Source organism: Capnocytophaga sputigena, assembly GCF_900446695.1.
Lineage (GTDB): Bacteria > Bacteroidota > Bacteroidia > Flavobacteriales > Flavobacteriaceae > Capnocytophaga > Capnocytophaga sputigena.
Map to the genome: position 1 here is coordinate 685653 of NZ_UAVP01000003.1, position 19884 is coordinate 705536.

Below are 19884 nucleotides of genomic sequence, written 5' to 3' on the forward strand. Positions count from 1 at the left end.
GTTAATATAAAAATTAACTTAATTAGCTCGTTATCATCTTGGTAGCTAAAATGTGTTTGCACAACCCTCTGTTTGTTTGGTGATTGGTGTACCAATTGCAAGTACATTGTGCTTTCTCGCCGTCGAGAATAACGGTATGGGTCACTCCCCCTGTTCCTTTTACATTGGCTTTCACATAATCACCGCGTTGTTCTACGATTTGTACTTCATTATTTTCAGTGAGTTTTTTGGCATTTTGCAAACGCGGGTTCAGACTTATCAAACGCTGGGGTTTGAAAGGCAAACGACGGTAGAAATAATTGCCATCGGTGAGGTTGTAGCCCAATAGCCCTATGCTCGAAAGCGATGCTTGAAGGGTGGTCATAGTTCCCATATTTACATCGTTTTCAATAGCCACCATTGCAGGTGAGAATACTTCGTTAGTTTTGAAGAAATTGTTAATCCCTACAAGCCATTCCATAGGCACTTCTTCAATCATATTTTCTAAATATTTACCTTCGCCAGAGAAGCCTCTATACACATTATCGGACAACAAAAAGAGCATTTCTACTCCTTTGAAATGCAACACAAAAGCAACTGACTGCTCACTATTACTGCGATATACATAAAGGCTATCGGCAAGCAGGAGTAAGCCTTGTAAAAGGTTGAGATGGTGTACTCCTCCTATTTTGATAGCTCCAGCAGTTGCTGTGGGGGCAAAAGTATAACCTACACCCCGCTTTACCAAGTAATAATCGTTTTTCACAGCTTGTTTGGGCAAAGAGCGGAAGAGCTGAATGGCTTCGGCTTTATTAAGTCGGTGCGCTAAATCCATTTCGGAAAGATATACTTGCACATTGCCCAAGCCCTTAATCCATCTATTGGGCAGGGTTACTTTCTTCTCTACGGTTTTGTGTTTTTCAGTAATAAAGTGTGTTTGCTTTTGCCCTACACTAAGCACCATTTTCTCCGAAGCTGTTACGGCATTGAAAGCACGCACGGTTACATCATTGAAATCGATATTGGTACAACCGCTCTGTAAGAAATCGCCGTCCAACACATCGTTGCGCAAGCCTACGCGAGCATAGACGCTATTACAAGACGAGAACCCCTCAAAAAGCAATTCGCCATTCCCTACCGAAATAATAGGGTCACGTAGTTTAGCAAGCACCCCAGGGGCGATAGCAAACTGAGAGGCTACAGTCTTCGCCAGTGTAGCGAGACACTTAGCTACTACAAAAGGTTGAGTGATATTACCCCAGAAAAAACAAGGCACAGCATTGTCTTCTTTAAGTTCAGAGCAGTGCGAAAAGATAAAATTCTTCTCGTGAGCCGTTACCTCCTCAATAACCGAGGCAAACGGATAAGCATATTCAAAGTCGTTCATTTTATTTATCAATTTATTAGGCAAAGATAAGGATAATTTGTTGATTAGCAAATTAGCCAATTGGCTAATTTTTTATGATTCATAGGTTTCTTTTCTTGCTTTTCAGCCAAAGGCAAATAAGCTTCTACTACTGCTTTTTGGAAAGCCTTTATCTTAGGGTCGCGGGTGGGCATATCCAAAAACTCCACAAAGCGATTGATAGGGGTGAGTTTTTGGGCGAGGATATCGGCTATAAAGTGTTGCAAATAACTGAGGTCTTCATCACGGCTAATGGCACGGAGGATATACTCTGCCGCGAGGTCGCGGGTTTCCTTTTTGTCGTGAAGCAAAGCCATTCCTACAAAAATCCACCCACCGTGATGTACGGGCAGGTCGTATTCCAAGAGTAGTTGCAAAGGCTCACGCAGATTACGTTGGGTCTCGGCATCACTATCGCCTACATAGAGAGGGGTGTATTTGCCTAAGAGTACATCTACATACTGAGGGTTTAGGGAAATTACATAACGGAGGGTATCGGTATCCCAGCGATCGTATGCCCCTGCATTGTAGCAATTGTAGGGCAATCGGTCAAATACGCTGCTATCAAAAGGACTTGCCAAGGTATAGTTGTAATAGTCATCTACATATACCTTTTCCAAGAAAAACTGTTTGAACTCTCCCTCTATCTCGTAAGACGGGAAAAAAGGTTTTACAGCCGAAAGATAGTCTTTGGCAGCCGTGGTTTCAAACTCGGTAAATACTTTGTTAGGGTGTTTTAGGCGAGTGATTTGCGTCCATAATGGTAGGAACTCCTCTGTAGGAGTTACCACATCGGAAAGTCCAAAGAAGTAACCCAAAGCAGGCGCGTATTGTCCTGAGAATGAGCGTACTTTTTCCTGTGCTTCAGGGGTAATAGTACTCAATAACAATCGGTTGCAAGACACTACCAAGTCGTCCAAATCTACTTCTTTGCCTGCCGTTTGGTAAGCGAACAGTCGGTCGGCAAGGGTTTCAGCATCCATATAGAAAGGTGCGTGCGTAGGGGTGGAAAGGAAAGGCAGTTTGCTACCCGATTTGAGTTTGTTAAGGGTTGCCCTCACCTTATAGAGCAGGTAAGGAATTTCATCACGCAGGTACCAAACGTTGTGGAGCACACACGCTTGCTTGAAAGGTTCTTCTTCTTCGGTGTTGAGGCGTCTTACTTGGGTATTCATTTTCGTCCAGTCCTCAGGAGACTCCAAAGGTCTGTCCTCCATCCATCCCGCGAGGAGCAGTTGCAGGGCAGCTAACTGTACATTAAAGTAATACATCCCATTGACCTGCGCAATATAAGGGGCGAGTTGCTCCTTGAAGTTTTCAGGCAATTGGTCTTGTAGCTGTACTAATCCCTCGAAGAAAAGGTCGATAGTAGCAGCCGTACGCTCGCGAAGACAGTCGCCGAGGAGGAAGAGGAGTTTTTCAGGGGTTGGAGGACAGGAAACAGGTGTCAGGGTGCGGGCTGTTTTTTGGGGTTGGGAGGTCCGAGCCGCACGGGCAGTTGGGGAGTTTTCGGAGTTCTCAGAATTTTCTGAATTTTCTGATGGACTTAGGGTTGCAAGGAGGTCTTGGGCTTTGCCTTTTAGGTAATCGCGGTAAGGGGCGATGACTTCGGGGAGACCTTCGTGGTTAAAATAGGTGGTGAGGAGAGCCGCAACTTTTTCTTGGAGCTTCACGTCGGGGATGGTGAAGAGTACCGCTAATTGCTCGAGGTAGTCGGGATGGGTAGGAGATTGCTGTTTGTAGTGTTTTTCTAAAATATTTAAGCCTATAAGTTGTGATTTAGCTATTTTTGGAGTAGCAAAACAAAGCGCAAAGTTATCGGCAAAGGATTGGAAATCAAAGCTCTTTTCATCAGATATTTGCTTGATTAGTTTCATCACAAAGTTGATTACTGAGGTCTTATCGCTACTGAGCAGGGCAAAAAGGGTCTGTTGAGAAGGGAGGAGTTCTTCTGTTGTAGGGTTGAAGTCTTCAATAAAGCGACAGTAGCTGTTGGCAGTAGTAGTTTTTAGTGGACTGAGTAATATCTCTAAGAAGTTAGGAAGTACTTGGGTATCTTTGAAGTATCCTTTTTCTGCTAATATAAGCAAACTATCGTATAGGAAAGTGTTAGTAGAAAAGTTATCAGTAAGAAAAAAAGGTAATTTTGTACAAAGTTTTTCTGCAATGACTGGTCTTTTTAGTATAAAACTCTCTATTTCCTTATGTTTGCTCATTAGAAACAAAGCATCACATAGCTTTTCCAATAAAAAATTCTCCTCAAATGGGATAAAATCATTTTCATATAGCGACCATAGTACAGGGAAACCTAAATTTTTACAACTCTTCACATCTAACTGGGCAAGTTGTTCTAAGTGTAGTGGATTTTTCTCCTCTTTGAGTACTGAAATCAGATTAGAGTTGTCGCGGCTGTATAATAAGTTTTGTAGTTCTTTGTCTAATGCCTCAAATTTAAGGGTTTTTGTATTTTTCTTTGCCATAAAATGATTTTATCAATTAAGGGACAAAGATATAATTTTTTATTTTATTTTCAAAATGAGAAGATATACAAAAAGGGCGTTTGCAGCTATGAGGTTCTTACTTCTTATCTCTTAGCTAATTCAATGATTTCTAAGTTTTTGATTTCTTTACCTTCAATTTCAAAACGAAGCATAGTGCGCACTGTTTGCCAACCATAAATGCCAGCAGCTCCTGGGTTGAGATGCAACAATTGAAATTGTGGGTCGTATTGTACTTTTAGAATATGAGAATGCCCCGAAATGAAGAGTTTAGGGGGGTGAGCTAAAATTTCTTGTTTGGCTAAAGGAGTGTATTTATTAGGATAACCGCCTATATGTATCATCAATACTTCTACTTGTTCACACTGAAAACGATTGACTTTGGGGAAGTACTGACGCACATCAGTACCATCGATATTGCCATAGACCCCTCGCAAAGGCTTGACAGCTTGAAGGGCTTCAATCACAGCCAAATTACCAAAATCACCACAATGCCAAACCTCATCGGCTTCATTGACATAGTGCAGGATGCGGTCATCTATGTACGAATGAGTATCGGATAGGAGGAGGATTTTCATTGTACGTCCAATTTATGGTGCTGTTTGCCTTGAATTTTGTAGCAAGCACGCTTAGCAGCTATTTCTTCAGCTTTTTTCTTAGAAGTAGAACGGGCACGTGTTACCGAAAAACCTTGTACGTGTACTTTGGCGACAAAATATTTGGTTTCGGAACGGTCTTCCATATCTTCTTCAGCCTCAAAAGCAAAGTCCAATTTGTGTTTTTGACACCATTCTATCAATAAACTTTTGTGGCTAATCACTTTTCCTTCCAAGTTTTTGATATTGATATGCGGCAAGATGAGTTCGCGTTCTATAAAACGGAAGCAGGCTTTATAACCTCTATCTAAATAAATAGCCCCTATGAGCGCTTCGAAGAGATTGCCCGTAATATTATTACCCAATTGCCTTGGAGTGAGCTTGGTACGCAAAAAATCTAAAAGCCCCATATCTTTACCTAACTGGTTGAGATTGCGGCGTTCTACAATTTTGGAGCGCATTTTGGTGAGGTAGCCCTCATCTTGCTCGGGGGCATTGGTGAAAATATAATCGGCTATTACTGCGCCAAGTATGGCATCGCCCAAAAACTCTAATCGTTCATAACTTTTGCGCGTCGCCTTTTGGAATTGATAAGAAGGATGCGTAAAAGCCTCGCTGTAATAGGATAAGTTTTTAGGGGCAAAACCTAATAGATTCTTTATTTTATTATAAAAAATCCCGTCTTTCTTTTTGGAAAAAAGACGGGGAAAAGCTAATATTTTCTTTAAGTTGAACACTTATAGTTTATATCTTTTTGAATAATAAGCACGCGTTGTGACCACCAAAACCAAAGGTGTTGCTCATCGCTACTTTTACGTCGCGGTGTTGTGCTTTGTTGAAGGTGAAATTCAAACGTTGATCTATTTTTTCATCGGGGGTTTCGAAGTTGATGGTAGGTGGTACAATACCGTATTTGATAGCGAGGATAGACGCTACTGCCTCTATTGCCCCCGCAGCACCGAGCAAGTGTCCTGTCATTGACTTAGTAGAGTTGATATTGATATCGTAAGCGTGTTCGCCAAAAACTTCGAGCACTGCTTTAGATTCGGCAACATCACCCAGCGGTGTAGAAGTACCATGCATATTGATAGCATCGACTTCGTTTGCTGATACTCCTGCATCTTTCAAGCAGTTGATCATCACATTTTTAGCACCTAATCCTTCGGGGTGAGGAGCTGTCATGTGATAGGCATCGGCAGAGAGACCTCCTCCTGCTAATTCGCAGTAGATAGTAGCACCACGAGCTACCGCATGGTTGTACTCTTCAAGCACTACAGCTCCTGCTCCTTCACCTAATACAAAACCATCGCGATTGGCATCGAATGGACGAGAGGCTTTAGCAGGATTTTCGTTGAAAGTAGAAAGAGCGTGCAAAGCGTTGAAACCACCAATACCAGCAATGGTTACCGCTGCTTCTGAACCACCTGACACCATTATATCGGCATAGCCTAAACGGATGTAGTTAAGGGCATCAATCATAGCGTTAGCAGCTGAAGCACAAGCTGATACAGTAGTAAAGTTAGGACCTCTAAAGCCGTAGCGTATAGAAATCACGCCAGCAGCGATATCGGCTATCATTTTAGGAATAAAGAAAGGGTTGAAGCGAGGAGTTCCATCGCCTTGATTGAAGTTGGTTACCTCATTTTGGAAAGTTTCCAAACCACCTATGCCAGATCCCCAAATCACCCCTACACGATCTTTATCAAGAGCTTCGATATCAAGGTGGGCATCTTTGATAGCTTCATCGGAAGCTACAGCGGCATATTGTGCAAACTTATCGAGTTTACGGGCTTCTTTTTTGTCCATAAAATCCTCGATATTAAAGTTTTTGACTTCACAAGCAAACTGAGTTTTGAACTTAGAAGCATCAAAATGGGTAATAGGCGCAGCGCCGCTCTTACCAGCGACAAGACCTTCCCAAAACTCTGGGGCGGTATTTCCAATAGGGGTAAGAGCCCCTATACCTGTAACTACAACACGTCTTTTCTCCATATAGTTTTTTAAGTTTTTAGCATTTAGGTTTTAAAAAACAATTAGGCAGTAAGCTATCAACTGTGATATGGTGATAGCCTACTGCCTATGAGCCAATTATTGTTTAGCGTCTTCAATATATTTTACTGCTTGACCAACAGTTGCAATGTTTTCAGCTTGGTCGTCTGGGATTTGAATATCAAATTCTTTTTCGAATTCCATAATCAATTCAACAGTGTCTAATGAATCAGCTCCTAAGTCGTTAGTGAAGCTTGCTTCTGCAGTAACTTCATTTTCGTCTACGCCTAATTTATCAACGATAATGGCTTTAACTCTTGATGCAATGTCTGACATAATTTTCTTTTTTTATAATTTAATAATAATTACTGCCGGCAAAAGTATAACATTTTTTTTGAAATACAATCTTTTTCTGATAAATATTGTAGTTTTTTTACGTTTAAAATTTTTAAAACACTCATTTATAATTAATTATATAATAGAGGTTAAAAGATGGGGTGTAGGGGAAAATTTGGCTATTACACAGTATTTTTCAGTTTTTAGTTGTACGGGTGTTTGTTGTGTGGGCGTTTGCAAAACGCCCCTACATAACATACTATAAAAGCTATTGATAATCAGAGTAATTAACTTTGCCAAAGTGCAGGGATACAAATTACTAACAGCTCACGACCACACTTATACCATTTCCGCCAAAACCAACCGCATTGATTAAGATATGTTGTAATTTATCAGGGATACATTCAGGGGTTGTCAGGTAGGGTACTGGCTCAAAATGATTGTTTTGCAACATTCTGACAGCCATAGCGAGGTTGAGCGCCCCACTAGCCCCGTAAGTATGTCCGTGTTGCCATTTATTATTGGTGAGCAGTGGTTTTTCGTCGCCAAAAACCGCTTCTATAGCATTGAGTTCAGCTTGATCGCCTTTGATAGTACCCGTACAATGGGTAATTATGGCATCTATTTTGGGATTTCCGGCACTTGCCAAAGCACGCTGCATAGAAGTTTGCAGACAATCGCCATTTTTAGAGAGGGATACACTATGCGTGAGCTTTTCGGTGGCAAAACCTATCCCCACGATATGGGCTAAGGCATTGGGGTGTTCTCCTTTTTCTAAACAGAAACAACCTGCCCCCTCCCCCAGCACCATTGTGCTTTGTTTTTTGGTCATATCCATTGCACGACAAAGATAAGGCAAGGGCAGACTGCTATAGATTTTGAGGGCTTTTACTTGGGCAATGGTAAAAGGAGTAAGTGGTGCTTCACTACCGCCTACTAAAAAGCGTTGTTCCATACCGCTTTCTAGCCACGCAATGGCATTGGCAATACCATGCAGAGCAGTAGAGCAAGTAATGGAGTGTGAGAGTTCAAAGCCTTGATTGCCTAAATCTTGAGCTACCCACGTGCTGATATTACCCAAAGTAGTGGTAGGAGAAGCTAAGGTTTGGCAAGTGCCTTCAGCAAGAAAATGAGAATAATGCTTTTCAAACAAGGCAGTAGCCCCGCGAGAAGAGCCTATATTGATACCAAAACGCAAATCGCGCCAATTTGCTTGTGTTACTGCTTCACGAGCAGTGTGTAGCGCATAAAGGACTGTATTGTCTAAGGGTTCATAAGCCAGATTGGAGTTTTTAAGTTCTTCTATTAAGGCTTGGTCGCGTTCAGAAAGTTTCCCTTGGGGTATGTTGTTATGAAGAGTAAGAGCCTCGGCAGCGAGAATACTCATTCCTGTAATAGCTATTTTCATCGGTATAAGATAGTGGTTAAAGTATTGTTAGTGATTTAATTTCTAGAAACACCCAAAAATAGAGGTGATTTCTATAGTATGTGTTTTATAGTTTGAACAAGGTTTGCGCATTGAAAGTAGTTGCTGAAGCCACTGTTTCAAATGGTATTCCTTTGAACTGAGCTATGGTTTGAGCCACATAAGGCAAAAAGGCAGGTTCGTTGCGACGCGATTGATACTGAGACAACTGACTTTGTGGTACGTTCTTGGGCAACATAAAAGGGGCATCGGTTTCTATGAGCATACGATCTAAGGGCACGTAACGGACAACTTCTTCTAAATGAGCAAAGCGTTTGCTATCGCTCACAGCCCCTGTAAAACCTATGTAATAACCAGCATCTAAGTAGGTTTTTGCTTCTTTTAAACTACCAGTAAAGCAGTGTACTACCCCTTCGGGCAATCGGTTGTGGTCGGCGAGTATGGCAGTAAAACGCTCGAAGGCTGCGCGCTCGTGCAGGAATAAGGGTTTATGCACTTCTTCAGCTAAAGCAAGTTGTGCATGAAAGCACGCTTCTTGTATGGAGCGTGGTGAGAAATCGCGGTCGAAATCTAAGCCACATTCGCCTACAGCTACTACATACTTTTGGTTGAGCAACGCTTGTAAGTTTTTGATGCTCTCGGCGCTCATCGTTTTGGCGTCGTGAGGGTGAATGCCAGCGGTAGCGTAAAGCCTTTTGGGGTATTTTTTGGCTAATGCTAAAGCCTCATTACTGCTACGCACACTTGTTCCTGTAAGAAGTATTGTATCTACTTCTGCCTCTATGGCGCGGTCTATAATTTTGTCGTACTCACCTGCGAATTGCTTATTAGTGAGATTTATGCCTATGTCTATCATTAGTTGTTAGGGGTTAGAGTTACAAGCTCAGCGAGGGATAAAGCCCCCACTCACTTACTCGGCAATTGCCGACAATCCCGAAGGGGGACAAGCCTCAAAAGTAATTGTATTATTAGTCGTTAGTTACTAGTGAGGTAATTGTTAATTGTTATTTATTAGCTGTTAATTGTAATATGAGGCAACCAATAGCGTAACATATTATATCAGTCCACGAGAAGTGATTGCCCAGAATAATATAGCCTATACTTCCTTTAGCAAAGCCTAAATGAGAGGCTACTCCAAAATATTGCAGTACTTCTACCACAACGGCAAAGGCAAATATACCCCAGATGAGTTTGTCTTTGTGTTTCACTTTGACAAATGAAAGGACTATATAATAGAGCAATATCACTACTAATACATCGCCGAGATAACCGCGTATAAAGCCAATATTTTTGAATAGCGTAGCGATAAGAAACTCTACTCCAAAGAGGGCTAATGCCCAGATAAAGTATTTTTTGTTGAATGTTAGGGTCATTGTTAGGGGTTAGGGAATAAAGATTCACCGTTGAGATTGGTGGTGAGGGCTTCGGTCATAAAGTCGAAAAAGGGGCGCATTGCTAAGAGTCCTTGTACTACTTTTTTATCGAAACCTTCGGCGGTAGCTTCTTTTTGAGTATAGTCGCGTTTGAGCAGGAACTGCTTTTTGCGCAGATAATCAAGCATAGGGTCGTCTTTTTCAAAGCCTTTGGGAGCTGTTTTGAGTTCGTCGCCCCATAGTTTTCCGCCGAACTCTTTTACAATACCTTTATCGGTTAGTACTTTTTGGAAATCATCGGGATTAAGGGAGATTTCTTGACGCATACGCAACAAATCATCTTTATTGGGGTCGAAGAATCCTCCTCCTATAAAAGTTTCTTGCGGACTGATATGCACGTAATATCCCCCGCGATAGTGAGGTTGTTTGCGCTGTATATAGCAACCGAAGTGGGTTTTGTAAGGTGTTTTATCCTTAGAAAATCGCAAATCGCGATAGATACGGTATATTTTGAGTGGGGCAACGGTGTCGTGCGCTGCAATTTCAGCATAAATACGATTGAAAAGCTCTGTTGCTTGCAATTTAGCGCTTTCATAAGCTGCTTTATGAGCATCAAACCACTCTTTATTGTTGTTTTTAGCGAGTTCAGTGAGAAATTGAAACATAATTTTAAATACGAATTACGAGTTACGAATTACGAATTACGAATAATGAGGCAAAGGTAGTAATAATTTGCTAATTAGCAAATTTGCTAATTTACTAATTATCGCTATTTTTGCAACGTGAAACAAAACCAAACTATGAACGAAGATTTGTTATACCTCATTGCCTTAAAGAAGATTCCGCTTATAGGCGATATTACTGCCAAAAAACTTATTGCACACTTTGGGAGTGCTAAAAATATATTTGCACAACGCCGAAGTAGCTTAGAAAAAGTAATGGGTATAGGTTCTAAAATTACCCAAAATATCCTCAACTCTCAGTACTTACAAGAAGCTGAAACTGAGTTGCTCTTTACTGAAAAAAACGGCATCAGCATTGTTAGTTATACCGATGCTCACTACCCTAAACTACTGAAACAGTGTGTGGATAGCCCTATACTCTTCTACCAAAAAGGACACATAAACCTGCAAAACAAACGACTGCTGAGCATTGTAGGTACCCGCAATATCACGACTTACGGCACGGCATTTTGCGAACAACTGATAGAAGAACTCGCCCCGCTTGATGTGGTGATTGTAAGTGGTTATGCTTATGGGGTGGATATCACGGCTCACAAAGCTGCAATGAAACACCGCTTGCAAACAGTGGCTTGCCTGGCTCACGGTCTTAACCTTATCTACCCTGCTACTCACGCGAAATACTGTGAGGCAATGGAAGAGAACGGCGGTTTTATCACTGATTTCAGTAGCCAAAGTCCGTTTGATAGGAAGAATTTCCTCAGTCGCAATCGCATTATTGCAGGGCTTACGGAAGCTACTGTAGTGATTGAATCGGGTAAAAAAGGAGGAAGTTTGGTTACTGCCGATATTGCTTTCTCGTACAATCGCGAGGTATTTGCCGTACCAGGTCGTACCACAGATACTTATAGCATAGGCTGCAATGAACTGATACGCAACCGCAAAGCTAGTATGCTCACCTCAGCTAAAGACCTTATTTACCTACTGAATTGGGATACTCCCGCCCCTAAAGCTGTACAACAAGAACTTTTTATAGACCTCAGTCCCGATGAAGAATTGGTGGCAAACTACCTCAAAGAGAATGGCAAACAAGCCTTAGACGAACTCGCTCTTGGCTGCCAAATACCTATCTACCAGCTTTCTAACTTACTTTTCCAAATGGAATTGAAAGGGGTGATAAACCCTTTGCCAGGGAAAATGTTTGAAGCTAAGTAACAATTAACAAGTAACAATTAATAGGAAGATTATACATATTGATATGGATGCTTTCTACGCCTCGGTAGAGCAATTGGATTTTCCAGAATTGAGAGGAAAAGCGATTGCGGTAGGCGGAGGCGAAGTGCGCGGTGTGGTGGCAACAGCCAGCTACGAGGCGCGCAAATTTGGTGTGCGCAGTGCTATCAGTGGGGCGCAAGCACGCAGATTATGTCCGCATCTCATCTTTGTAAAACCTCGCTTTGAGCGCTATAAGCAAATATCAATGCAAATACGGGCTATCTTCGACGAATATACTGATTTGGTGGAACCTCTCTCCCTTGATGAGGCTTACTTAGATGTTACAGTAAACAAAAAAGGCAACCCGTCGGCTACCCTCATTGCGCAAGAGATTAGACAGCGCATCTTCAATGAAATAGGACTTACGGCTTCAGCAGGCATTTCGGTAAATAAGTTTATTGCCAAAATAGCTAGCGACTACCACAAGCCTAACGGACAAACGACTATCACTCAGGCTGAAGTACAAGATTTCTTAGACAAACTAGACGTGCGCAAATTCTATGGCATAGGCAAAGTAACTGCCGAAAAGATGTATCAGTTAGGGATTTTTAAAGGGAAAGATTTGCGAGAGAAATCATTAGCGTTCTTAGAACGGAATTTTGGCAATAGCGGACATTATTACTATGAGCTCTCACGAGGTATTCACCGCAGTGAAGTTCAGCCTTTTAGAATTCGCAAATCGGTAGGTGCTGAAGAAACTTTTGCCGAAAATCTCACCAGTGAGGTCTATATGGAACGCGAACTTGAACGTATAGCCGAGGATGTCGTCCGTCGTCTTGAAAAACAGCAAGTTGCAGGTAAAACTATCACCTTGAAAATAAAATACAGCGACTTCACTATTCAAACACGCAGCAAAACCCTTAAAGATTTTATTAGTAGCAAAGAGGAAATTCTTTTGCACATCAAAGAATTGCTCTACCAAGAACGGTTGAGTGAATCGGTACGGTTATTAGGTATTTCGGTCTCTCACCTCAACAACGAACCTGAAAAAGAGATTGTAAAACAACCGATGTACATACAGCTAAAATTAGAATTTCCCAAGTATAGGGAATAGGTATCAGGGGTCAGGGGATAAGTAATTAAAATGTTAAACCGATGTTTAATTGATGAAAAGTATTCGTTTTTTGGAGGGTAAAAACTCCTATTTGGGTGTTGAGTCCTACAAAATAACTGAGTGAGGACGATAGTGGGTGATGGTACTGCAAATGTGCTTGGAAAACTTGTTCATCGGAGGCGAGGAAACGAGCATTGTGCAAAAGCATTTCGCTGAGGGATACTTCACTATCGTTGCGGAGCAGATAATTGCCTTTTAACATATTGCGATATTGGTAATGCAAACCTGCAACGCCTATACTTTTCTCCCCTAAGGGTGCTACAACACTCATTTTTATCCCTATATTCATATAATCAAAACGCTGAAAACTCCTCACAAGGGTATAGTCCTCACGATGAGTTTCATAACCTACATAAGGTGCTATGTGATATTGCAAATCACTATTGTTAGAGAAAAACATTGCCAATTGGTAGTGCTCTTTTTTTAGAGTATAATTCTCATTTTTAGCAACTACTTCCGTCCAATTGCTATTGCGCCCCGAAAGAATAGGCTCTACCCCACTTTTGGTTTGCAGAGAGTAATGTCCTTTGAAACCATAATAGTAAGTATTTTTGCGAAACAGCTTTGTCAGCTCAGTATAAAGTGTACGATTGGTAAGTGTTACAGCTATCACACCATTATCTTCTGTCATATATTTTTCGATTGCCAATTGCTGGTAATTAGCAGAGAGGAAAAGGTTGTTTTTTCTACTGATATTCAGTCCGCCACCATATCCATAACCTTCATAAAAAGCCCTGAGCTTGTTGCCTTTTAGCAGGTGGTTGTAATAGCCTAAACCATTGAGATGATAGACTGAAGGGCTCCCCAATTCATTGAAAAATTTCAGTTCGTTAGACTGGGTATATTTCTGGAAAGAGGCATATATTCCCGCTTGCCACTCCCCTACCCTCCATATAAATCCTGAGCGCAATTGCAGATTTGAAGTGATGTTTTTAGGGCGTGGGTCTTTGTTACGGCTTGCCAATTCTGCTTTGTAATCTAAACTGATACCCCAATGCAGTCGTTGCCATTGCTTGGCAAAACCACCCATAAAGGCGTATTGCTCGCTATGCAAGTCGCCCCCTACAGCATCGGCAGTGAAGTATGGATAGAGCAAATCACTATCTACCGACTCATTCCAACGCACTTTCCGCAGTTCTTGATTTTTATAGGACGCATTGCCCCAAAGCGTGCGAGTGCTATCATAAGGAAAGAAAGAGGTTGCTGTTGCCGAAAAAGCGGTATGCCCTTCAGGATACTGTTGAGCATAAGCCTCCTTATCACTTCTTTCATAAGTTGCTTGTACGGTAGAAAAGCGATGTTTTCCCCACTTGGGCATCGTAGCTGGATTCTGAAAATAAGCCTCATAAAAACGAGAGCTGCTTTGTTGTTCTTTCAGCTTTAGCAAGAGGGTATCAGTGTTTTGCCCCCAGCTTATTTGGCAGAGGAAAACAAAAAATAATATGTTTATGAATCGATTTATCAACTTAGTGTGAGCCAGTGCGAGCCGGTGCGAGCCGCACGGGCAGTTTGGTGCGAGCCGCACGGGCAATTTATTAATTTGTTAATTATAAAGAGGTTATCCGAAAAGTTCTTATATTGTAAGGGCGTTTGCAAAAAGTTTTATTCGTAAGGGCATTTGCAGCACATACCCAGTTATCGCTGGCTTTCCTACATAACATACTCTAAAAGTAATTGATTATCAGAACAATCAATTAGAATCAACTTTGGCAAAGTGTGAAACTTTGCCAAAGTGTTGCGATACAAATACTTCTTGTGTTATGAGTTTTTACTTCTTAAAAATTAAAAAGTGAAGGCGTTACACGTGCATCGAAATCTTCGGTAGAGTTATTCGTATCTTTTAACACACGACGACCATTTTGCTGACTTGTTACTTTGCGGCGTACTCCTTTGCGATAACGAGAAGCATCTCCTTGACTTTCGGAGGCGTAAGTCCAACCACTATCTAAAGAAACATCGGTTACAAGCCATTGAAAATCTTCTTTTTGTGCGAGATTCGCCGCATCGATGATCCACGTATTGGGGATTTTTACAGCATCACCTTCTGAGTCAAATCCTGATTCATCTTTGTATGTATAAGAATACTTCTCTAATTCAGTAACCCCCTTGGGCATTCTGGCTAGTGCAAAAGCGTTGATTGCTTGATGATTGATTACTGCATCTTCAAACTTTACGAACATATTAGGCACTGCAGCATTATCGGGGTCTTCATCGTCTGCTTCATCTTTGATTTCAAAATTAGCTTTCTTCAAATCTATTGAATTACTATTAAGTTCTTTGTGATTAATAGCCGTAAGGGCAATGATGATGCTCTCGCCTGCTGCTACGGGGTATTGCTTGCCATTCCCTGGAATTTGGTATACCGCATTGGCTGTAAAAGCTTGGTTCATTATATTTGGCGTATAGGTTTGTTTATCATTGGTTTGGAACGCCGATTGCACCAAAAGCAAACCATCAGCATAGAGAACTCTAGAAGTAGGGTTGTAAATCTTGAAATAACTATCATCTAAATATTGTTTGCCTTGTGGAGTAGTTGTGCCCGTGATAAAAATCTCTTCAATAAGTAAATCTTTATCCTCATCACTTACAATTGTTTTTAAAGTGATAGGCAGACTGTAAGTAGTGGCTGTGAGTATGTTGAGTTTGGGTATTAAGGTAGTTACTTCACCTGCATAGGTAGTGCTACTTTGGGTGTAACTCACAGTACCCGTGGCACGTACCTCATAGCTACCCGCAGGAATACTCAGTTGGAAATCGTTGGTAGTAGTGTTGTGATATACCTTTTCTACCTTCTCATTTTTGTTGAGCTCGGTAAGGGTAAGGGTGAGGGTACCATAGTGAGTAATGGTTACTTTATCAGGGGCTTGCAAATGAAGGGTTATGTTCAAAGGTTCGGTAGCGATACCGTTGTTGTCGTCTTTCTTACAAGCGTTTAGGAACACTAAAGCAAGTGCTATAGCTAAAAATTGTTTTAAATGTTTCATATTAATTAATTTGGTGCGATCCGCACGGGCAATTTATTAATTTGTTAATTATAAAGAGGTTATCCGAAAAGTTTTTATATTGTAAGGGCGTTTGCAAAAAGTTTTTATATTGTAAACACATACCCAGCTATCGTTGGCTTTCCTACATAACATACTATAAAAATGATTGATTATCAAGATAATCAATTACAATGAACTTTGGCAAAGTGTGAAACTTTGCCAAAGTGTTGCGACACAAAATCGACTTTTCACTTTTTCACTTTTTAAGTGTGGGTGTAGTGAGTATCTCAAAATCGTCGGTAGAGTTATTGGTGTCCTTAAAAATAGGTTTTCCGTTATTTTGAGAGAGGACTTTACGGCGTACAGATTTGCCGTAACGAGAAGCATCTCCTTCATCATTAGCTACATAAGTATAACCAGCATCTAAAGAGGGAGCTGTAACTATCCACTCGAAACCTTTTTTAGTACTTAAATTTACAGCATCTACTATCCACTCATTAGGGATTTTCAAAGCCTGTCTCTGCATTAATTTTGTTGCTACTTTGTATTCATAGTCATACTGAAGTGTAGCAGTGGTAGTACCTTCAGGGAAGCGTGCTATCACATAACTTCTATTGCCTCTGTTGTTGAATATAAAAATACCGTGTAGGTTGATATTGTTGGTTACTCCTACTCCATCAACATCTTTCACTTTTGGAGGGTAGAAATTTTCAAAATCAGCTTTTGAAAGGTCTATAGAATTAGGATTATTTTCTTTATGATTAATTCCTTGTTCAGCAATTACAATAGACTTCCCTGGTTGTACAGGGTATTGAGTGCCTGTACCTGGAATTTGCACCATACTTCCTGCAGTAAAGGCTTCTGCCATTACATTGGGAGTATAATCTCTTTTGGTTACGGTTAGGAACTCAGAATCTGCTAAAACCAATCCATCGGCATAGAGGACTTTATTAGTAGGGTTATACAATTTGATGTATTGGTCACCAAAATACTGTTTGCCTTCTGGAGTTGCTGTACCTGTAAAGAAAATTTCTTCAATGATAAAATCTCCTTCTCCTGAGGGAGTGATTTTTAGACTAAGAGGTACTGTGTAGGTAGTAGCTGTAAGAATATCAATCTTACTTACAAATCCTGCTACTTCACCCGTGGCAGTGGTACCACTTTGAGTGTAATTTACACTACCTGCAGCACGTACTTCATAACTACCTGCTGATAATTCTAACTTAAAATCACTACTTGATACATTGTGATATACCTTTTCTACCTTCTCATTTTTGTTGAGCTCGGTGAGAGTGAGGGTGAGGGTAGCGTATTGAGTGATAGCTACCTTGTCGGGGGCTTGCAAATGAAAAGTTACAGAAAGAGGTTCTGTAGGGATGCCATTGTTGTCGTCTTTTTTACAAGCGTTTAAGAGCACTAAACCAAGTGCTACAGCTAAAAATTGTTTTAAGTGTTTCATATTAATTTGTTAATTTGGTGCGATTCGTATGGGCAGTTATTTGTTATTTGTTATTTGAGTGAAACGTTCATTTCCATTCCGAAATAGGGATTGATGAGTCCGCGGCGGTTGATATATTGATTATTGACGCGGTAATCTTCATAAAAGTTGAACAAATTGTTTACGTACATTGAGAGTGTGAAGTACTTATAGAAATCTTTAGATATTTTTAGATGTATGTTCATAGATAGTGGGGTTCTATCGCTGAGACTTATAGTTGTAGGGCGTATGAGCCATTGCAATACAGGGTCATTAGCTTCTGCCGCTGTATATGGGTGACGCACTCCATCCTCACTGATGTAGTGAGTAGGCACACGACTAAGTGGTGGATTGGTGTTAATAGTATACCAAGTGAGGTCGCAACGCACAGAGGTTGTGAGTTTTAGTTCGGGGAGGTAAGTATCGGCAATGAGACTGGTTTCCAGCTGTTCGCGGTCGTACTTCTCCACTTCGGGGTATACTCCCAGATTGTAATGTTTGCGGTTGTTGATCACATCTTTATCGGCAAAGCGATATACGGGCAATGAGTTGTAATATAGGCTGTGAAACCACGCTCCACTGAGTGTAAAACGAGTGTTGAGCAACTGAAGGCGCTTACTGCTGTATTGAAACTCAACCCCTTGTTTATCAATAGCTGAGCCATTGCTCTCCATATTTGAGAGTATCAGGGCATTTTGCACTGTATAGGGCAGTTTTTCTACCAAAGGAGGAGCAGTAATTGTGTTGTGATTGAGTCCTGTAGCATCGTATTTTTTAAAGAATACCTTATGATAATCGCTCATTTTTCGGAAGCCCGATTGCATACGCTCATCAAAATAAGTGATGAACAATGAATGGTGGTTGTATTCTAACCCAAGGCGCACTTCGGCTTTGTTGTTCACCGCAGGCATAATGCCATAGTTCACTTGCGGAAAAATGTAAGTTTTGTAGTGCAATTGGCGGTATGCCTTTTGGTTGTGATAGTAATTTAGCTGTACAAAATCTTCGTATTTATCTTGAGGGTAGAGCATTTCTTGAGTGGGGAGTTTGCTGTGTTTCCCCCAGCCTGCTGTAAGACTGATACTGAGAACTTTTTGGTTAGTGAACTCAATTTTTGGGAAAGTAACTTTCATATTCACACGAGGGTCGAAACACACTTTGTTATGCAATGCATAGCGCGAATCGAGTCCCAAAAGGGTATTGGCTCGCAAGCCCGCACGCACGAGAAATTCGGTATGCCAAAAAGTTTTTTCTAACTGTTCTTCAGCATAAAAAGCCATATCTTGCATTGCAGGAATGCTCTTGAAAGTACGCGGACGGGTGTCCATTTCGGGTGATGGTGGGTGTGCCAAATCGTATACCTGCCCCAAACCGTTGTTTTTGTTATAGTTGTAAGTAAGTCCGATTAGTAATTCGTTGCGATAGCCCGAAAAGAGCTTGTGAGAAGCCGTTGAGAGGTCGGCATAGAGGTTTAGTGGTTTGCCATCAACAATTAAGTGTGACACATAGTGAGGATCGGAAAATGCCCCGTAAAATTCACCAGCTTCTGTATTTGTGAAGACAGGGCGCGCATTGGCAATTTGCACCCATTTGTCTTGCTCAATACGGTCAAAACTCTGTGAATAACTAGTTTTGAGTAGCAATGTTTTGAAGAATGCTTGAGGAAGTTCATATTTCAGCCCATTGGCAATGCGGATATTGTTGTAAGTAGATTGATAAGCGTCATAGCGATCGAAGCCCGCATCGGGGTCACGTTTTTCTTTATCAATAGTCCCCGTATAGTCGATGCTAAAATTCCACGTAAGCGGATTTGTTGTATTAAAAAGTTTTTCAGCACGTGCTGAAGCTGTGTAACGCTTGTAGTTTTCAAAACTGTTACGCGGGTCAGGTTGAGCGTTCAAATAATCCAAACTAAGGTTAAGTTTGAGGCTATTTTCAAAAAAACTGAAGCCTTTACCTACATAAAAAAGTTTGCTAAAACCATCGGCTTTGGCACGTGCCCTAAGGGGAGTATAGCCTTTTTTGCGGTGAATTGTTACTACCCCACTGCTAATATCACCAAATTTCACCGATGGAATTCCGCGTATAACCTCCACTGTTTCAATATCATCGGTAGCAATGGTGCGCATATCCACCCCTGAGCGGGTAGTGTTGCGTTTATCATCGGCATAGCCTGACTGTGGAGTGATAATCATTCCCGATCCTACCGTAGATTGCATATTGCTATTCACATCTAAAGGAACACCATCGATATTAAAGCCTACGCCTAAAGAGGAAATACTATAACCAGACATAGGAGTGCCCGTCTGTCTGAGAGTGAGGGTATTAGCATAGTTCAATGAGGGAGTAGTAACCCGTTGACCAGGGAGCAAACTCACCAAATCGGCAAAGCTAGAAGGCTGAAGGTGTCGCATTGCCTTACGGTCGATAAGCGAAGTAGAAGTAGGTGCAGGAAGTTCTTTAGCAGTTACCACTACTTCCTCTAACTGAATGGGTTGGGTAGTAGTAGTTGTTGTTGTCGTGGTGGTGGTAGTAACTGTTTGAGCGTAAAGTGTTGGAGAAAAAAGAGAGAATAAGAGGAATATCCCAATGAAAATATTGGGGAAACAATAGAGAGGACAATGTATTCTTTCACTTTTCACTTTTCACACTCATTAAAATTGGGGGCAAAGGTAATACTTTTTTCTGATTGTGTAAAACAATTCTAAATAAATATGTGAAATAATTCTAAATAGGAGTGAAAAACTTAACA

Annotated in this window: 16 protein-coding genes; 2 read left to right on the plus strand and 14 right to left on the minus strand. The window is 41.1% G+C overall.

All coding sequences use genetic code 11. From position 1 onward, the window contains the following. Positions 1–22: 22 nt before the first annotated feature. The 10 genes from DR017_RS03135 to DR017_RS03180 form a co-directional block, all read right to left on the minus strand. Positions 23–1366 carry an SWIM zinc finger family protein gene (locus DR017_RS03135; RefSeq protein WP_040361509.1) on the minus strand — a complete coding sequence of 448 codons (1344 nt, stop codon included), beginning with the start codon at positions 1364–1366 and terminating at the stop codon, positions 23–25. Between the two features lie 44 nt (positions 1367–1410). Next, positions 1411–3864, minus strand: coding sequence for a DUF6493 family protein (locus DR017_RS03140; RefSeq protein WP_002680606.1), 2454 nt, complete (start codon positions 3862–3864; stop codon positions 1411–1413). 104 nt (positions 3865–3968) lie between these two features. After that, positions 3969–4460 carry a metallophosphoesterase family protein gene (locus DR017_RS03145; protein WP_002680644.1) on the minus strand — a complete coding sequence of 164 codons (492 nt, stop codon included), beginning with the start codon at positions 4458–4460 and terminating at the stop codon, positions 3969–3971. After that, positions 4457–5215: a ribonuclease III gene (gene rnc, locus DR017_RS03150; RefSeq protein ID WP_002680618.1), complete on the minus strand. Its 759-nt coding sequence runs from the start codon at positions 5213–5215 to the stop codon at positions 4457–4459. Before rnc ends, DR017_RS03145 begins: the two co-directional genes overlap by 4 nt. 7 nt (positions 5216–5222) lie before the next feature. After that, positions 5223–6470 carry a beta-ketoacyl-ACP synthase II gene (gene fabF / locus DR017_RS03155; RefSeq protein ID WP_002680603.1) on the minus strand — a complete coding sequence of 416 codons (1248 nt, stop codon included), beginning with the start codon at positions 6468–6470 and terminating at the stop codon, positions 5223–5225. 96 nt (positions 6471–6566) lie between these two features. Beyond that, entirely contained in the window at positions 6567–6803 is a 237-nt protein-coding gene (locus DR017_RS03160) for an acyl carrier protein (RefSeq protein ID WP_002680600.1), read from the minus strand. 319 nt (positions 6804–7122) lie between these two features. Further along, the gene (locus DR017_RS03165) at positions 7123–8211 is read right to left on the minus strand and encodes a beta-ketoacyl synthase N-terminal-like domain-containing protein (protein ID WP_002680590.1); all 1089 of its coding nucleotides are present in this window, start codon (positions 8209–8211) and stop codon (positions 7123–7125) included. 85 nt (positions 8212–8296) lie between these two features. Further along, positions 8297–9085, minus strand: a complete 789-nt coding sequence (locus DR017_RS03170) for a TatD family hydrolase (RefSeq protein WP_002680647.1) — start codon at positions 9083–9085, stop codon at positions 8297–8299. 148 nt (positions 9086–9233) lie between these two features. Next, complete coding sequence (locus DR017_RS03175; RefSeq protein WP_002680555.1) at positions 9234–9602, minus strand: ribosomal maturation YjgA family protein; 369 nt, start codon at positions 9600–9602, stop codon at positions 9234–9236. Between the two features lie 2 nt (positions 9603–9604). Further along, positions 9605–10270 carry a DUF2461 domain-containing protein gene (locus DR017_RS03180; protein WP_040361505.1) on the minus strand — a complete coding sequence of 222 codons (666 nt, stop codon included), beginning with the start codon at positions 10268–10270 and terminating at the stop codon, positions 9605–9607. A 132-nt stretch (positions 10271–10402) separates the two neighbouring features. Between DR017_RS03180 and dprA the strand changes: the two genes are divergently transcribed. Both dprA and dinB read left to right on the plus strand, forming a co-directional pair. After that, on the plus strand, positions 10403–11497 hold the full coding sequence (gene dprA, locus DR017_RS03185) for a DNA-processing protein DprA (RefSeq protein ID WP_002680607.1): 1095 nt from the start codon (positions 10403–10405) through the stop codon (positions 11495–11497). Positions 11498–11513: 16 nt separating this feature from the next. After that, positions 11514–12611: a DNA polymerase IV gene (dinB, locus tag DR017_RS03190; RefSeq protein ID WP_081450877.1), complete on the plus strand. Its 1098-nt coding sequence runs from the start codon at positions 11514–11516 to the stop codon at positions 12609–12611. A gap of 25 nt (positions 12612–12636) precedes the next feature. On the opposite strand, the gene DR017_RS03195 is transcribed toward dinB, so the two are convergent. The 4 genes from DR017_RS03195 to DR017_RS03210 form a co-directional block, all read right to left on the minus strand. Continuing rightward, positions 12637–14058 (minus strand): DUF6850 family outer membrane beta-barrel protein, encoded by a 1422-nt coding sequence (locus tag DR017_RS03195; RefSeq protein WP_002680645.1) that lies wholly within the window; start codon positions 14056–14058, stop codon positions 12637–12639. Between the two features lie 388 nt (positions 14059–14446). Next, positions 14447–15655 carry a DUF4876 domain-containing protein gene (locus DR017_RS03200; RefSeq protein WP_002680610.1) on the minus strand — a complete coding sequence of 403 codons (1209 nt, stop codon included), beginning with the start codon at positions 15653–15655 and terminating at the stop codon, positions 14447–14449. A gap of 256 nt (positions 15656–15911) precedes the next feature. Continuing rightward, on the minus strand, positions 15912–17114 hold the full coding sequence (locus DR017_RS03205; RefSeq protein WP_002680605.1) for a DUF4876 domain-containing protein: 1203 nt from the start codon (positions 17112–17114) through the stop codon (positions 15912–15914). A 50-nt stretch (positions 17115–17164) separates the two neighbouring features. Next, complete coding sequence (locus DR017_RS03210; protein ID WP_370443770.1) at positions 17165–19729, minus strand: TonB-dependent receptor plug domain-containing protein; 2565 nt, start codon at positions 19727–19729, stop codon at positions 17165–17167. Positions 19730–19884 lie beyond the last annotated feature (155 nt).

Excerpts from the sequence above, each read along its gene's own strand:
- DR017_RS03135 (WP_040361509.1), bottom strand. The coding sequence starts at position 1,366 with ATGAACGACTTTGAATATGCTTATCCGTTTGCCTCGGTTATTGAGGAG.
- DR017_RS03140 (WP_002680606.1), bottom strand. The coding sequence starts at position 3,864 with ATGGCAAAGAAAAATACAAAAACCCTTAAATTTGAGGCATTAGACAAA.
- DR017_RS03145 (WP_002680644.1), bottom strand. The coding sequence starts at position 4,460 with ATGAAAATCCTCCTCCTATCCGATACTCATTCGTACATAGATGACCGC.
- fabF (WP_002680603.1), bottom strand. The coding sequence starts at position 6,470 with ATGGAGAAAAGACGTGTTGTAGTTACAGGTATAGGGGCTCTTACCCCT.
- DR017_RS03160 (WP_002680600.1), bottom strand. The coding sequence starts at position 6,803 with ATGTCAGACATTGCATCAAGAGTTAAAGCCATTATCGTTGATAAATTA.
- DR017_RS03165 (WP_002680590.1), bottom strand. The coding sequence starts at position 8,211 with ATGAAAATAGCTATTACAGGAATGAGTATTCTCGCTGCCGAGGCTCTT.
- DR017_RS03170 (WP_002680647.1), bottom strand. The coding sequence starts at position 9,085 with ATGATAGACATAGGCATAAATCTCACTAATAAGCAATTCGCAGGTGAG.
- DR017_RS03175 (WP_002680555.1), bottom strand. The coding sequence starts at position 9,602 with ATGACCCTAACATTCAACAAAAAATACTTTATCTGGGCATTAGCCCTC.
- dprA (WP_002680607.1), top strand. The coding sequence starts at position 10,403 with ATGAACGAAGATTTGTTATACCTCATTGCCTTAAAGAAGATTCCGCTT.
- DR017_RS03200 (WP_002680610.1), bottom strand. The coding sequence starts at position 15,655 with ATGAAACATTTAAAACAATTTTTAGCTATAGCACTTGCTTTAGTGTTC.
- DR017_RS03205 (WP_002680605.1), bottom strand. The coding sequence starts at position 17,114 with ATGAAACACTTAAAACAATTTTTAGCTGTAGCACTTGGTTTAGTGCTC.